Raw genomic sequence first — 15,344 nt, 5'->3', positions numbered from 1 at the left:
GATCAATGCGAGACCAATGAAAACACTCAACTGGCAATCACCACGAAAGGTTTTTCAGCAGTTTGCAGTGTTCGGTTAATTCTTGCAATCTACCAATCAATAAAAAAAATTTTTTAAATTCAATAAAAAATAAGCTATACAGTAATATTAAGGCACTTACAAAGTTTACTAATAAGAAAGCATTTTATGTATATTTTGTTTATGAAACGGTTACTGGTAAAACAAGAATGTTTGCTGTTAAAATTATTTTTGATGACCCTATTGGTCAGGATCTAAATATTGACGATTGTAATAAAGTGCTACAAGCTAAATTAAAGTACAATAACTAACAAGTTAAGGGTAAAATACAACTAATATTTAAAAAAAGGGATAGCATTAATAGATGGATTACACTGAATTCTACAAACATGTTAAAAACGAATTGAAAGTTACCGGAACAGATAACCAGTTTCATCTGTATTATGATGAAACAAATAACTTTAGATCTTTTAAAGTAGACGATAAAGGTTTTAATGCTGACGAACATGCCTATTTCATACTTGGAGGAATTGGCATAAAAACCGACTCGCATGACATTGTTGAAGGTGTTGATAGCCTCTTCTCAAAATTTGGTATGCAAGCAAATGCTCAAGAAATAAAGTTTAAGCATATCAAGAATGGTGCCAATAATTTTATTGAGTTAATGGATAAAAAAAGAGTAAAAGTTTTTTTGAATTGGCTTTATGAAAATGACAATGTTTTTATCCACTATAATTATGTAGATAATTTTTATTTCTCTATTGTTGACATTGTTGACTCTTTACCCAATTCAATGCTTCTCGGCATAGAATTTAATCGTGACCTAAAAGATTGTTTGTATCAAATTATGAAAACTGATAAAGAATATTTTACAAACCTTTTCGTTTTATTAGGCTATCCAAATGTTAACAACCCTAAATTACTAATAAATAAAATTATAGAAAAGATAAATGAAATTACCCCATACGGAGATGATTTTTGTTTAGAGTATTTACGACAGATCTTAAAATCAGCAATTAGGTCCAAACTTCCTCTTTTAGAAAATAATGTCGAGGGTGAATTGATAGATAACTACTCTGATCTATACGCACAGAGTATTTATTCTTTTCCAAATTCTCATCACAAATTTGATCATGAATATAATATTGAGCCATTTTTAGCGAATAACCCTATTTATGTAAATGACAAACTAGTAGACTATATTTTTGATGATTCTAAACATTCTCGATTATTACAATTATCTGATTTAACAGTTGGCATTTTAAGACATTGGATGAGTTTCCTTGAAAAAAATTCGGAATCGAAAATTTCAGATATTTTAAACAGTTTATCTAGCAATCAAGAAACAAACATTCGAAAATTACAACAAGTTATGAACAATTCACTATCTGAAAGTCAGGGTTTCAAAATTGGTTCTGGGAGTAATACGTTTGAAAATAAAGTTTCCGATTTCTTAACTTATAAATTTTAACTAGAATAATTCAGATACTCGATTATTACTGACTATAAAAGATCCAGAACATATCAACTTAAGGACGGTAAGAAATTATATTAAATTTAATTTGCGATACAAGATAATGTGCATTAAAAGGTGACATATCTTAACAATTGTGTCGCTTTTTTTTTGTGCCTTATAATTAAAGGTGTTAAAATAAGTCATAACTTACCACCATAAAGCAGTCCAATTAATTTATTGACTTCTAAGTAAAATACCAGGAGTTTTGCTATGAGTTAACTATGATCCTAGGTGGTCACTAAAACATTCCTTAATTCAGGGTCTATAATATAATAATGGCACTTTAAAGCGCCACAAAGTACATAGAAGACCTTGATACTTATACACCTATGTTGATGGAAGCATTGCATTTAAGTTTATGGTGTATCATGTTGTTATACAAATTAAAATTATAGGTGGTTTAGAATGAAAAAAATTTATTTTTTATGTACAGGAAATTCTTGTCGCAGTCAAATGGCTGAAGGATATGCAAAAAAAATATTGCCGGCAAATGAGTTTCAAATCGAGAGTGCAGGGATTGAAACTCATGGGTTAAATCTAAATGCTGTTAAAGTTATGGCTGAAGATGGAGTAGATATTAGTAGCCACTACTCTAAATTAATTGATCTAAATTATTTGAACACTTCAGATTTAGTTATTACTTTATGTGGTGATGCCAAGGATAAATGTCCTATGCTTCCCCCTCAAACCAAGAGTTTACACTGGCCTTTATCTGACCCAGCGCAAGCCACAGGAACTTTAGAAGAACAACTACAAGAATTCCGTAAGGTTCGTGACGAAATTAAAAAATTAGTTACAAGTTTGAATAACTACGTTCATTAATAAAAAAACGCCATATAGTGCCGCAGCAAAACAGTCCAATTAATTTATTGACTTCTAAGTAAAATACCAGGAGTTTTGCTATGAGTTAACTATGATCCTAGGTAGTCACTAAAACATTCCTTAATTTAGGGGCTATAATTATATAATGACCCCTCGAAAAGACGATTAAAACAGTCCCGATTATCTACCGGTTAGATAATTGGGACTGTTTTTTTATAAAATGATATAATACTCCCTAGATAGGAGAAAACGTATGTCTAGACAAAAACGATCGATCAAGGAAAATAATGATAAATTAAAAGTTCAATTAGCACTTCTCCGTAGTTATACGGAACACTTTGACTCAGGTATGATTCATATGGCTTTGCCAATGGCTACACAGGTTCGTGTATTAATACATCAAACAGATAAGTCCAATTTATTGACTTCTGAGCACTTTTTCATCCGGCTGTTGTCGGCGCCGATCATTGTGCGATCGGGATTGGTGCGAATAATGATTATAAATTAGTAATCGGGGGTGGGCATATGAATTCATTGATTAGTTTAGAAAAAGTTAATTATCAAATCGCTGATCAACATATTTTACATGATGTTGATTGGCAGATTCCAGCTGGGGCTCATATTACATTGACGGGACCATCCGGTGGTGGGAAAAGTACGTTGTTACGGATCATTGCGGCCATGATTTCTAAAACAAGTGGGACCTTGACTTTTGATGGGCAGCCGATTGAAAGTTATGACCCAATCATGTATCGGCGGCAAGTCTCATATTGTTTCCAACAACCGACGTTATTTGGTGAGACGGTGGCAGATAACTTAGCTTTCCCGTACCAAATTCGTAAGCAAGTCATGGATACGCAACGAGTGGTAACGGCGTTAAATAATGTTGGGCTGTCCGAACGAACCCTGCATCAGCCGATTATCGAGCTTTCCGGTGGTGAACGGCAGCGGGTCGCACTGATTCGCAACATCTTATTCTTACCAAAAGTGTTGTTATTAGATGAGGTGACAGCTGGTTTGGATGAAAATAATAAGCAAATCGTGCACGCCTGGTTACGACAGTTAAATGAGCAGGATCACGTGACAACGATCATGATTACTCATGACGCGACAGAGATTGCTGCGGCAGATCAATTAGCGAAAGTAGTTGCTGGCAGATTGGAGGTACACGCATGAATTTAGCAGTTAATAATACGTCGCTATTTTTGGCGGCAATGTTAGTGCTCGTCGCGTTAGGAATTAGTTTGTGGCAGAAACTTGGCTTGGATAGGGACATCGTCATTGGTGTCGTGCGGGCTGTTGTACAACTATTTATCGTGGGTTACTTGCTAAAGTATATTTTCCGAGTCAACAATTTGTGGCTAACGCTGGCGATGATAGGCTTCATTATCTTCAATGCGGCTTGGAATGCGAAAAAACGGGGGCCGGGGATTGACCATGCATTAGCCATTTCGTTATTAGCCATTTTTGTTAGTACGGGGGTAACACTCGGCGTCCTCGTGCTATCTGGTGCGATTAAGTTTGTGCCATCGCAAATGATTCCCATTTCTGGTATGATTGCGTCGAATTCAATGGTCGCAATTGGGCTGGCTTATCGCAGCCTCAATAGTCAGTTTCATGACCAGCGGCAAGGTGTGCTTGAACGGTTGGCGTTAGGGGCTGGTCTACTTGAGGCTTCGATTGCCATCGTGCGTGAGGCGATTCGTACGGGGATGTCACCAACCATTGATTCGGCAAAGACTGTGGGTCTAGTCAGTCTGCCAGGGATGATGTCCGGTTTGATCTTTGCAGGGGTCGATCCAGTACGGGCCATTAGGTATCAAATTATGGTCACGTTCATGCTCTTATCAGCGACTAGTTTGGGGTCAATCATTGCGTGCTATTTAGCTTACCGTAATTTCTATAATGAACAAAAACAGTTGAAGTAATGACTCCTGATTGCAGTCCCGCGGGGAGTCCTTTATGATGGAAGCTGAAATAAAACTTAATGCGGGGGTATTGATGTGAATGACGCAGCGGTTTGGGTTCCAGTTCCAGCAATGTTTTACTGGGGCTGGTTAGTACCACTCATATTTGGAACCATTTGTGGTTGGCGTTATCATCGCGATAAGGTTCGCCTAGGTAACGGTATTTGGTTTTCGCTATTTTTCTATTCGTTTTTAACCATGCTGGCGATTACAATTTTAGGTAGCAATATCCACTGGTTGATCATTATCAGTGGGACGTTGTTTGTGTTGCTGATCCTGTTGTTTGTGCTAATTCAGCCTGATAAGGTTGACATCGAGATAATTCATAAGAAATTGTTGACGGTGATCGGTTCAGCCGAACGCCCATTTGGATATTGGACAGCCCTAGTTCACAAAAGGTTTCGATTTTAATTCGTTCGGAATAGGTTATACTAGACAAAAGTGAACCAATTATAGGCAAGGACTGTTCTATTATTGAGGTTAAATAGATATGCAACAAATCGTACTCCCAATCAAAGACTCTAACGTCTTAAAAATGGTGCAAGACACCTTACTAGATAGTTTTCGGGCAGGTCGCCGTAACTACACCATCTTTCAAGTTGGCAAAGCCACCCTGCTGCGGGTGAGTGATGTGATGACGTTAAAGAAATCCGATGTCTATAATCCAGATGGCTCTGTTAAACACACGGCCTTTATTCATGATAAAAAGACCGGTAAAGCAAATACACTATATTTAAAGCCCGTGCAACAAGACTTGTTGCAATATCATGATTGGCTAGTCCAACAGAATATCAATTCGGACTGGTTATTTCCTTCAACGGCCCATCCAGACCGGCATATCACTGAGAAGCAGTTTTATAAGGTCATGTCACGTGTTGGTGATCTATTAGGTATCAACTATCTAGGCACACACACCATGCGTAAAACAGGCGCTTACCGCGTCTATACACAGTCAAACTACAATATTGGTTTGGTCATGCACTTACTGAATCATTCAAGTGAGGCTATGACGCTTACTTATCTTGGCCTGGATCAAGCAAGTCGCGAAACAATGTTAGATCAAATTGATTTTGGGTAATAACGCCAACTAATCTCCCTAAATTAGCACGTATTTGTTCATTTTGACGCCACTATGGAGGTATTTTTAATGACTAGGATTACTAAGGCACAATTAGACAACATCATTACACGTTGCCACCATCCGAGGTAATTGGTGCCCCATTGTCTGAAACTGCAACTAAAGGGTTGCTAGGTAATACTTTTTGAGTCATAATTTTAGACGCTCCAATTTTTGAGTATTTGGTTTGTTTTTCACTAACAAAATATCATAACAAAGAGCTCCTATGGTTTTCACCCAACGGGTGAAAGCGCAAAACCCGCTGAAACGGTATTAACTTGCTGTTTCAGCGGGTTTTTGTTTGTCTTGATGAATAATCCGGGTATTAAGTTCTACACCATCTCACTTTTCTCGACCATAGAGCGTCTTTCTAGATATCCCCGAACAGATTTACTCACCTGTTTGGGGTTTTCTTTACAAAAAAGTGTTTTTTGTCAGCAGGCGTGTTGGTAACCACTAAAAGTAACTCCCTAAGGACACCATTTTCGATGACGTAATATAACATATCGTTTCTTTGTATACATGGTTAGCTATTACAGGTCGACTCAATTAAAGGTGTTCTAAAAATATGATTTAAAATTTTACCCGGATTATTTCTAACGAATCGACAGGCAAGCACCCTGATGCGCTATACTCTGCTGATTTAATGAACGCAGCTAAAGAAGAAGCTAAGCATCGAGGATTGTTTGACTTAAATAATCTATAACTGATTACCATATAACTAAATATCTAAAAAGAAAAACGTCTTGAATATTCAAGGTGTTTTTTTGTCTACAAATAATAATTCAGTAAGATACCAACGCCATAAGCAACAATTGCAGCGACGTACCCGACAGAAAGTGTGCGTAGAATTTCTGTTCTTACTTTCTGCTCTGACAGGTTGGCCTTCACCCAGCCTAGCAACGCCAAAGAGACACCGACGATGACAAAGGCGATTGGAAAGGCGATGTCTTTGTCGTGAATGAGCGCATTTGTAATTAAGTAGGCACCTAGTGGAATTAAACCGAAGACGTTAAACGAAATGAATGTCGCGATACCAGCTGCCAATGCTTTACTTTTTGATTGATTGTTATCCGATGTTGCTGACAGGTAGGCACCGGCCCCCATTGAAAAGCCATCGGCTAATAAGTTTGAGAATCCCAAAATGATGATAACGATGTTTGAAACGTTACCACCGACCGATCCAGCAACGACTGCGAACGTCGTGATAATGCCATCTAAGCCACCGTAGACGATGGCTGAAACGTGTTTTTTCATTTATTTTCTCCAGTTTCTCTCAGTGGTGATAAAACCAATATATAAGAAAAAAGTGACCAATTATCGGTAATTTCACATCGGATTAAAAATGTTTCAAAAACGAAACAAATAAAACCCGGATTATTCATGCACTAAATTTTTAACCACAGCTAAATCAGTAAAATACGATAAAACACCTTGAAACTGCCAGTACCTTGGCACAGTTTCAGGGTGTTTTTTCGATTGAGCGTTTTTTGAGAAAAATAGGAACACTAAAACCAGCCAGATTTTGCTATTTTTTTGAAAATCTACTTCGTTGTTTTATTGCTACAAAGCATTTAGTCGTTCCCAAGCTCGCCAGAACAGACCATCGAATTGTTCTTGGATGCGGCTATCTAACGTCAAAATCACCTTGCGGGCGTGCTTAGTGACACACGTCCACCGATTTTTAACAAACGGTCTCGAAAGGTATTGATTGTCCACGATTGTTGCTGGTCGTCCAACGCAATACTCTTCATCAACCGCATCAAGTTTGATACAATTACTGAGATCCACATGCGCGCTTTGTTGGCGAAAAATGAACTGCTATCAGTTTTGCCAAAGGCAAATCCACCTTTAAGCTCGCGAATAATATCTTCAATCGCCGCACGCTTGCGGTAAACACGGACGATGTCTTTTTGTGGAAGACTTAGGTTAGTGACGATGAACTGTGTACCGCCATGTTCATCATTTAAAACGATATCCTTATTTTTAAGTATAAATCGACTTAACTTGATACAAATAATAATTCATCTAAATCAAATATCTCAACACATTTTTGGGTATGCCGTTTAATTAGACCTCTCTCTTCCAATGATGAGAACTTACGGCTTATTGTTTCTGGAGTTGTCCCCAGGTAAGTAGCCAAATCTTTTTTTGACATGGGTAAAGTCACATAAGTATGGTTTTTTTCATCTTCAACATTTTCTGATAGAAAATCAATAATTCGAGCTTCAACAGGTTCAGTACTGACTTGCACAGTTTGTTTTTCTGATAACTGTAGCCGTTTTGTAATATCCGATAATATTCGTCGCATGATTTCTGGATAGAGATCTAAATATTGATCTAAATTCTTTTTATGAATCCTACAAATACTTGTTTCCGATATTGCTTCAGCATAATTCGAATGATAACTTTCAGTCTGTAAAATAGCAACTTCCCCCATAAAATCACCAGGATGTAGGATGCGTATAGTTTGCTCACGACCAGACTCACTTAGGCTATAAATACGTACACGTCCATTGTTTATGATATATAATGTGTCATCTTTATCACCAAACCTAAATAATAGCTCATTCTTTACGTATTGTACTTCATTCGCTGATTGAGCAATTAGACGCATTTGTTCATCATTGAGATGATTGAAAATCGGCACTAAACGTATACAATCTACATGACTATGATGATTATGGTTTGCCATACCGTTTTCCTCCTAATTAATCGTTATCTATATAGTCATCGTCTTCTAAGGCATCCTTATTAATAAATGCTTGAAGTTGCCAAATATTTACGTCTAAATAAGCTTTATAACTAATTAGTGAATCTTCCAAAGCATCATTTCCTTCTTCTTGTGCTAAGCGAATTGCACGAATAGTAAATTCACGATTAGATCTAAAATCTTCTACTATCTGTAGGACCATCTCATCAGCAGTGTAATATTTTTCCGAAGAATCTTCAGAAATCGTTGTAAATTCTTGAAATTCAGTAGTTGTTGATGCTGGCTTAAATCCTGAAGCTAGTAAACGTTCTGCAATTTTATCAAACCATGCCTCATTCTCGTTATATAAATTTTCAAAAACATTATGCAATGCATAGAAATTTTTGCCTTTTACATACCAATGATATTGATGTAATTTTACATGTAATGTATGAATATTAGCAAGTATATGATCTGTAACAGCTGCAGAATTAATCTTAGTATGATGAATGTGTTCTTTATATGCTTGTTCGGCAGCTAATTTTTCTTGCCTTTCATTTATCGTTGTCATTTTATGCACCTTCCTTTACTTTTGAACTAATTACTGGGTATCCTAAGTCTTCAATTGCTTTTTCAATTGTATTCAAATTGACCTGATTTTCATCAAAATCCACTTTTACCTTACTCGCATTGAAAAGTACTTTTACAGAATCTTTTTTTACACCAGCAGTCTGTTTTAAACCATGTTCGATTTTTTGTAAACATGATGGACAAGTTAATGTTTCTAATTTTAATGTTGCTTTAGTCATATCTATCACTCCTTTAAGTAAATTATATAGGCCATTCTTTTTAAAATACTTGATATAGATCAATTATCTTAATTGATAACCTCTTAATCTCATTGCATTTAAAATAACTACTAAAATACTGGCCTCATGAACCAACATCCCAATTGACATAGACATCCATTCACTAAATATTAAACTAACCAATAGTATTATTACGACTCCAACAGCAATTAGAATATTTTGTCGCATATTCGCATATGTTCCTTTTGCTAGGCCTAAGGCATGAGGAAGGCGGTTAAAGTTAGAATTCATTAAAACAATATCTGAACTTTCAATTGCGACATCTGTTCCATTCCCCATAGCTATACCTACCTCTGCAGTAGCCAGAGAGGGACTGTCATTAACGCCGTCACCGATAAAAACAACTATTTCACCTGAGTCCTGTCGTCTTTTTAGAAATGCTTGCTTGTCCTCTGGTAGCATATCACCATGGGCTTCGGTTAAACCTAGTTCCTTTTTAACTGAATTAACTGTACCTTGGTTATCACCTGATAATACAATGAGATTTTTAATACCAAGTGATTTTAATTTTTGTAAGTCCTGCTTAACACCTGGTCGAACTTTGTCGCGGATACCCATTAACATGATTAACTTATGATCAACTGCCGTTAATACAATTGAATTACCGGTTCTTTCTAATTTATTCAATTTTTTAAGAACATCATCAGATAGCGGTATACTTTCTTGTTTCATTAAGGCTTTATTCCCTACTGAAACAATGTGCCCATCTACGTGAGCAATTACGCCCCCACCTTTTACAACCTGTGTATTTTCTATAGGTTTTAATTTATATTGTGCTAATTTATTTGCAATAGCAACGGCTAATGGATGATCAGACTCATTTTCAACTGAAAACAATAGCGATAAATCCTCCTCCTGATTATTCCCGTAGTGAATCATCTCGCTCACTTCAGGCTTTCCTTCAGTTAAGGTACCTGTTTTATCGAATAACACTGTATCTGCATTGGCAAAATGACTAATCACTTCAGAACCCTTAAATAAAATACCATTTTTTGCACCATTTCCTATACCCGCAACATTTGAAACAGGTACACCAATTACCAAGGCCCCTGGGCACCCAAGTACTAATACAGTAATCGCAAGTTCTGTATCTTTGGTTAATACCCAAACCAACAGCCCAATTGTAAGTACTGCAGGTGTATACCAGCGAGAAAACTGGTCAATGAATCGTTCTGCTTCTGATTTAGAATCCTGTGCTTCTTCTACCAACTCAATAATTTTTCCAAATGTAGAATCTTCCCCTACTCTATCAGCCACTATTTGAATAGTACCATTGTCCATAATAGTACCGGCAAATACTTCATCGTCTTTTTCTTTCTTTAAAGGTAAAGATTCACCTGTGATATTAGCCTCATTTACATATCCTTTTCCAGTAGTTACTTGACCATCTACGGGAATCTTGGCACCAGTCTTTACTAGGAGAATATCCCCTTCTTCTACTTCATCAATATCTACTTCTGCAAATTGTCCCCCTGTCAATTGCTTAAAAGCAGTTTCTGGAGCCATTTCCGTCAACTCTTTAATAGCTGATCGTGTTCGGTTAAGTGTTCGTTGTTCTAAATATGATCCAAATAAAAATAAAAAAGTAACAATTGCTGATTCTTCATAATTTTGAATAAAGAGAGCACCAATGACCGCTATCGTTACTAAAATATCAATACTTACTACTTTTACTTTCATAGCCTGATAAGCCTGTAAAGAAATGGGGGTAACGCCTAATATCGAAGCTATAATAAAAGCACTATTAGAAATTGTTGTATTGGCAAAAATAAAGTGTGCGATTAGTCCTAAAGCAATGAGTAAGCCACTGATACTCATAATTTTATTTTTATGTTTAAGAATATTATGTTGCATATGATTTCTCCCTTAATTTTAGTTCAACTAAAGTGTATTAACTTTTGGGAGATATAAACTTGACGTCCATCAAGTTTATGAAATAGTTCTAAATAAGTAAAAATATTATAATATTGGCTTAGTCATGCACTTATTGAATCATTCTAGTGCGGCCATGACACTGGCTTACCTTGGTTTAGATCAAGCCAGCCGTGAGACTATGTTGAATCAAATTGATTTTGGTTAAACTCATTAGCTATAACTACAGTTATAGTTATAGTTATAGCTAATGCTCATAAGTCAATAATTCGGAATATTTTTTATCTAGGGCTGAACTGATTAGGCAACTTTTATTTTTTGATTGGCAAGACTGATTCTTTCGTTGTTGAACCAATGAATATACTTGGACACATCTAAAATTAGATGTGCAATCGATGGAAACCGGAATTGATAAATCATTTCACGCTTTAATAGGGAGTGAAAACTTTCAATTTTGGCATTATCATATGGATGTCCTACTTTTGAATACGAATGATCAATTTTATGTCGCTTTAACAAATTTTCAAAGCCAAAACTAGTGAACTGACTGCCCATATCAGTATGTAAATAATTTGGTTTTTTATCAGTTGACAGCGATCTTTGTAGTGTTGTAACTACCAATTTGGTATCCATCGTGGCACTGATTTGATGGGCTAATATCTTACGCGTTTGTAACTCTAAAACTGACGCTAAATAGACCCACTGACCATTACTCAACTTTAAATAAGTGATGTCCATGCTCCAAGCGTTGGCTTCGGGTGAATGCCTGATTAAGTTGGGACGTTGACGATAATCAACAGTTGTCGTTGGTTTGTTAAATCGACGACTCATGACAGAGTATATGCCAGCTTCTCGCATTAAACGACGAACTCGGTTGGTTCCATGATGCAAATTCAGATCAGCTAATGCTAATCGCAGACGTGGCGCGCCATAAGCTTTATAGTTATTTTGCCAAATTTCACGCAACAAAGCTTTTAAGATCGTGTCTTCTCGTTGTCGTTGGCTCTCAGTATAGTGAACCCAATCAAAGTAGGTGCTTTTGGGTATTTTGAGTAGGCGAAGCACCATCATGAGTTTAAAATGCTGTTTTAGCAATGATTGGACAATAGGAAAATGGGTCTTACGTGTTACTTGCGATGTTCGCCCAGCAAAACGGCCGCAATTTTTAAAATTTCGTTTTCTTCTTTGAGTCTTGCGACTTCTTTCTGCATTGCATTAAATTGGGCGCGAGTCACTGGCTGTCCATTAACATCAGTCCCAATGATTTGGGCTTTTTTAACCCAACTAGTGACGGTTTGCATAGCCAAATGGGTATTCATTGGCTAGAGAATTAGCAGAACGGCCCTCGTTATGCAAGGCAACAATAGATGATTTAAATTCTGTTGAGTATCGCTTAGCTTTCATAATATAAAAAAACTCCTATACTTGATTATCTCGGATTATGCCCTAGAAATAAAGCGGTCCGGATTTTCAGTATACGAGCAGCCAGTGTTTCTTTTTTAGAAAGCATGGGATCCACTAAGAAGGTTTGATCACTATACTCTATTTTTACGGTGGCATTTCTAATTTGTTAAATTTTCATATTAAATTTTAATGTTCCTATCTATTTAACTCTAACTAACAGTTCAAGTGCCTTTTGATATTGCTCAGATCCTGTTTCTGCTTCTGAACAATTTCTAATATTTTCAGCAATAACTAACTTTATTGCCTTATCAAGACTTGCTCTGACAGCAGATAACTGTATGACGACCTCTTCACAAGGACGCTCTTCATCAATCATATTGACAATTCCATTTATTTGGCCTGCTGATCTCTTTAACCTATTTTGTATATTTTCATACTGATATGCTATTGTATTCATACCTGAACCTCATAAGTCAATTATTTTACAATGTTTTGTGGATACATCAACTGATACAGTGAAAACGCACCATCAAGATTTTTGACATTTCTGAATCCATTATTAATAAATATTCGTTCAGCTGTATAACTTCGTTGACCTGTAGCACACGATACAATGATACCAGTATCTTTTGGTATTTGATTAATACGGTCTCGTATTTTTTCTAACGGAATATTTATGAAACCATTAATTAATCCCATAGCTCTAATTTCCTGAGAAGATCGTACATCAATTAATAAGTAACCATCACGCCTGTAATTCTCTAATTCATTATATTGAATATTATGAGATCGACTATTAATAATATTTTCAGCCACATAACCGGAAATATGAACGGGATCTTTAGCTGCTCCGAAAGGAGGAGCATACGTTAATTCCAGTTCAGGTAAATCATCTACTTTCAGCCTAAATTTGATTGCCGTTGCAAGAAGATCAATACGCTTATCTACCCCTTCATTTCCAACAGCTTGGGCACCTATAATATCACCAGTATTTGTAAAAATAAGTTTCATCATAACTTGTGTTGCGCCAGGATAATAGCTTGCGTGATGATAAGAAAAAGTATGAGTCACATGATAATTTAAACCAAGTTGCTTTGCTTGTTTTTCATTAATACCTGTACTTGCAGCTGATTTAGAAAAAACCTTAACGATTGATGTGCCAATCTCAGGTTTATTTTTAATAGATAAACCGTGAATAGCATCAGCAACTTGTCGCCCATGTCTGTTTGCTGGTCCCGCTAATGGAATTAGTGTTTCCTGTTCAGTAATTTGATGAATAACACTGATAACGTCACCAATTGCATAAATGTTAGAGTCACTTGTTTTAAAATCATGATCCACAACAATGCCTTTATTGGGCCCAACTTTTAGGCCTGCAGCTATGGCTATATCAGAATTTGGTCGAATTCCTGCAGCAATAATAACAGCATCAGCTTGTATTGACATACCATTATCTAAATAAAGAATGTCTCTGCTCACCTTATTTATAGTAGTTCCCGTATTGATACGAACGTCATTTTTTATGAGCTCATTCGTAATCGACTGTGCCATCTCAATATCAAGATTTGGCAATATTTGGTTAGAACGTTCAATAAGATTGACTGAAAAACCTCTCTTAATCAAATTTTCAGTAACTTCTATACCAATAAATCCAGCACCAAGTACCGCAACCGTTTTAATACTCTCATCTAAATGGCTCATAATGTTATCTAAATCAGGGATATTACGTAATTGAAAAATGTTTGATTGAGTATGAAGCCCCTCAATCTTAGGTATTACAGGACTAGATCCTAAAGATAATATTAATTTATCATAATATAGCTTCTCTTGTTGGTCATCATGATTGACAGATATCATCTTATTATCTCTATCAATATGGGTCACTTCACTGTTAACACGTACATCTATATTAAACCTACTTCTTAAATCATCAGCGGTTTGCACAATTAATTGGGAGCGATGTTTAATCGTTTTGCTAATGTGGTAAGGTAACCCACAATTTGCAAAAGAAACGAAAGGGCCTTTTTCGAAGACTATAATTTCATCTTTTTCAGATAGCCTTCGCAGTCTAGTAGCAGCTGACATACCGGCTGCTACCCCCCCCACTATAATAATCCTCATGTTATACCTCTTAGATATACTTTTTTAAAGTATTTTCGATTTCATCTTTAGGATGAAATCCAACAATTTTATCAATGACTTGACCATTTTTCTTAATAATTAACGTGGGGATACCTTGAATGCCTAGTTGGCTGGCAACCTGTTTATTTTCATCGATATTTACTGAGGTAAACTTTATTTTACCGCCTAATTGATTTTCTTCTGATAAGTGTTGTAGTATAGGGTCCATCATCTTGCATGGCGGGCACCAATCAGCACGAAAATCGGTCAAAGTAACCCCTTCTTGTGTTTCATTTTCAAATGTACTATCAGTAATTTCTTTGATTGTTGCACTCATTTCTGCTTTCCTCCAAATATTCTAGGTTTCTATGATTAAGAAAGAAGGTAATATATACCCCCTAGGGTATATATTACCTTCTTTCTTAGTTTTTAGCAATCTCATCAACATGCTCAGAAGTCAATAAATTGGACTATTTTTATTCAGTTAATTAGGCAACATTTGAGATACGATTACTATTATAAAGATTGATATACCAACCAATGGCTGCTTGGACTTCAGTTAATGTTTGGTATGCCTTCAAATACACCTCTTCACGCTTCAATATTGAATGAAACGCTTCCATACGGCCATTATCGTACGGATGTCCTTTGAGTGAATAAGAATGTTTCAAGCCATAATTTTGGCATTTAATATTAAACTCAGCACTCGTGTATTGTGACCCCATATCTGAATGAATAATTAATGGCTTTCGATGCTTATCTAACGCCATCTGTAAGGCACTTGTGGCTAGCTTGGCTGTCATTGTATCGCTAATTTTATAGCCTAATACTTTTCTCTTCTCAGGGTTCAGAACGGTCGCTAAATAGACCCATCTGTGATTAGTCAACTGAATATAAGTGATATCTGTTTGCCAAACACCGCTCAAATCATGCAAGTGTCTAATCA

General features: G+C 36.2%; 17 protein-coding genes and 2 pseudogenes. 6 read left to right on the top strand and 13 right to left on the bottom strand.

Annotated features, from left to right (window positions below):
- Positions 1 to 382: 382 nt before the first annotated feature.
- The 5 genes from JOD28_RS09415 to JOD28_RS09395 all read left to right on the top strand — a co-directional run bounded on the left by JOD28_RS09415 (position 383) and on the right by JOD28_RS09395 (position 4,284).
- Positions 383 to 1,489: a DUF3800 domain-containing protein gene (locus JOD28_RS09415; protein ID WP_204770530.1), complete on the top strand. Its 1,107-nt coding sequence runs from the start codon at positions 383 to 385 to the stop codon at positions 1,487 to 1,489.
- A 450-nt stretch (positions 1,490 to 1,939) separates the two neighbouring features.
- A complete protein-coding gene (arsC, locus tag JOD28_RS09410; protein ID WP_010276791.1) occupies positions 1,940 to 2,356 on the top strand; it encodes an arsenate reductase (thioredoxin) in 417 nt (138 codons plus the stop codon).
- Positions 2,357 to 2,609: 253 nt separating this feature from the next.
- Positions 2,610 to 2,864, top strand: a complete 255-nt coding sequence (locus tag JOD28_RS09405; protein ID WP_004906017.1) for a hypothetical protein — start codon at positions 2,610 to 2,612, stop codon at positions 2,862 to 2,864.
- 17 nt (positions 2,865 to 2,881) lie between these two features.
- Positions 2,882 to 3,532: an ABC transporter ATP-binding protein gene (locus tag JOD28_RS09400; RefSeq protein WP_004906019.1), complete on the top strand. Its 651-nt coding sequence runs from the start codon at positions 2,882 to 2,884 to the stop codon at positions 3,530 to 3,532.
- Complete coding sequence (locus tag JOD28_RS09395) at positions 3,529 to 4,284, top strand: ABC transporter permease (protein ID WP_204770529.1); 756 nt, start codon at positions 3,529 to 3,531, stop codon at positions 4,282 to 4,284. The genes JOD28_RS09400 and JOD28_RS09395 overlap by 4 nt, the downstream gene beginning before the upstream one ends.
- Before the next feature lie 319 nt (positions 4,285 to 4,603).
- Here the strand turns inward: JOD28_RS09395 and JOD28_RS09385 are convergent.
- Positions 4,604 to 4,762, bottom strand: a pseudogene (locus JOD28_RS09385) (helix-turn-helix domain-containing protein); the annotation flags it as partial.
- 51 nt (positions 4,763 to 4,813) lie between these two features.
- Here JOD28_RS09385 and JOD28_RS09380 point away from each other — a divergent pair.
- Complete coding sequence (locus tag JOD28_RS09380) at positions 4,814 to 5,401, top strand: site-specific integrase (protein ID WP_010276764.1); 588 nt, start codon at positions 4,814 to 4,816, stop codon at positions 5,399 to 5,401.
- A gap of 810 nt (positions 5,402 to 6,211) precedes the next feature.
- On the opposite strand, the gene JOD28_RS09375 is transcribed toward JOD28_RS09380, so the two are convergent.
- From JOD28_RS09375 to JOD28_RS09320, 12 genes and pseudogenes are all read right to left on the bottom strand, one after another.
- The gene (locus tag JOD28_RS09375; RefSeq protein ID WP_010276755.1) at positions 6,212 to 6,697 is read right to left on the bottom strand and encodes a VIT1/CCC1 transporter family protein; all 486 of its coding nucleotides are present in this window, start codon (positions 6,695 to 6,697) and stop codon (positions 6,212 to 6,214) included.
- A 386-nt stretch (positions 6,698 to 7,083) separates the two neighbouring features.
- Positions 7,084 to 7,380, bottom strand: a complete 297-nt coding sequence (locus JOD28_RS09935; RefSeq protein WP_263603994.1) for a transposase — start codon at positions 7,378 to 7,380, stop codon at positions 7,084 to 7,086.
- 62 nt (positions 7,381 to 7,442) lie between these two features.
- A complete protein-coding gene (locus tag JOD28_RS09365) occupies positions 7,443 to 8,135 on the bottom strand; it encodes a Crp/Fnr family transcriptional regulator (protein WP_011666808.1) in 693 nt (230 codons plus the stop codon).
- Positions 8,136 to 8,151: 16 nt separating this feature from the next.
- Positions 8,152 to 8,703 carry a Dps family protein gene (locus tag JOD28_RS09360; protein WP_010276748.1) on the bottom strand — a complete coding sequence of 184 codons (552 nt, stop codon included), beginning with the start codon at positions 8,701 to 8,703 and terminating at the stop codon, positions 8,152 to 8,154.
- 1 nt (position 8,704) lies between these two features.
- Positions 8,705 to 8,941, bottom strand: a complete 237-nt coding sequence (locus JOD28_RS09355; RefSeq protein WP_010276741.1) for a heavy-metal-associated domain-containing protein — start codon at positions 8,939 to 8,941, stop codon at positions 8,705 to 8,707.
- Between the two features lie 63 nt (positions 8,942 to 9,004).
- Positions 9,005 to 10,855, bottom strand: coding sequence for a heavy metal translocating P-type ATPase (locus JOD28_RS09350; RefSeq protein ID WP_010276737.1), 1,851 nt, complete (start codon positions 10,853 to 10,855; stop codon positions 9,005 to 9,007).
- Between the two features lie 318 nt (positions 10,856 to 11,173).
- Positions 11,174 to 12,001 (bottom strand): annotated as a pseudogene (locus JOD28_RS09345) (IS3 family transposase); the annotation flags it as partial.
- Complete coding sequence (locus JOD28_RS09820; RefSeq protein WP_105296268.1) at positions 12,001 to 12,174, bottom strand: transposase; 174 nt, start codon at positions 12,172 to 12,174, stop codon at positions 12,001 to 12,003. The gene JOD28_RS09820 and the pseudogene JOD28_RS09345, both read right to left, overlap by 1 nt.
- 302 nt (positions 12,175 to 12,476) lie before the next feature.
- A complete protein-coding gene (locus JOD28_RS09335) occupies positions 12,477 to 12,734 on the bottom strand; it encodes a metal-sensitive transcriptional regulator (protein WP_010276712.1) in 258 nt (85 codons plus the stop codon).
- A 20-nt stretch (positions 12,735 to 12,754) separates the two neighbouring features.
- A complete protein-coding gene (locus JOD28_RS09330; RefSeq protein WP_011666815.1) occupies positions 12,755 to 14,398 on the bottom strand; it encodes an FAD-dependent oxidoreductase in 1,644 nt (547 codons plus the stop codon).
- 10 nt (positions 14,399 to 14,408) lie between these two features.
- Positions 14,409 to 14,735: a thioredoxin gene (gene trxA, locus JOD28_RS09325; protein WP_010276702.1), complete on the bottom strand. Its 327-nt coding sequence runs from the start codon at positions 14,733 to 14,735 to the stop codon at positions 14,409 to 14,411.
- Between the two features lie 151 nt (positions 14,736 to 14,886).
- Positions 14,887 to 15,344 (bottom strand): IS3 family transposase (locus JOD28_RS09320; RefSeq protein ID WP_204770528.1); only part of this gene is annotated, 458 nt, incomplete at its 5' end.

It is taken from the genome of Leuconostoc rapi, assembly GCF_016908715.1.
Taxonomy (GTDB): Bacteria; Bacillota; Bacilli; order Lactobacillales; family Lactobacillaceae; genus Leuconostoc; species Leuconostoc rapi.
This window is presented reverse-complemented; position numbering and strand designations above follow the sequence as displayed.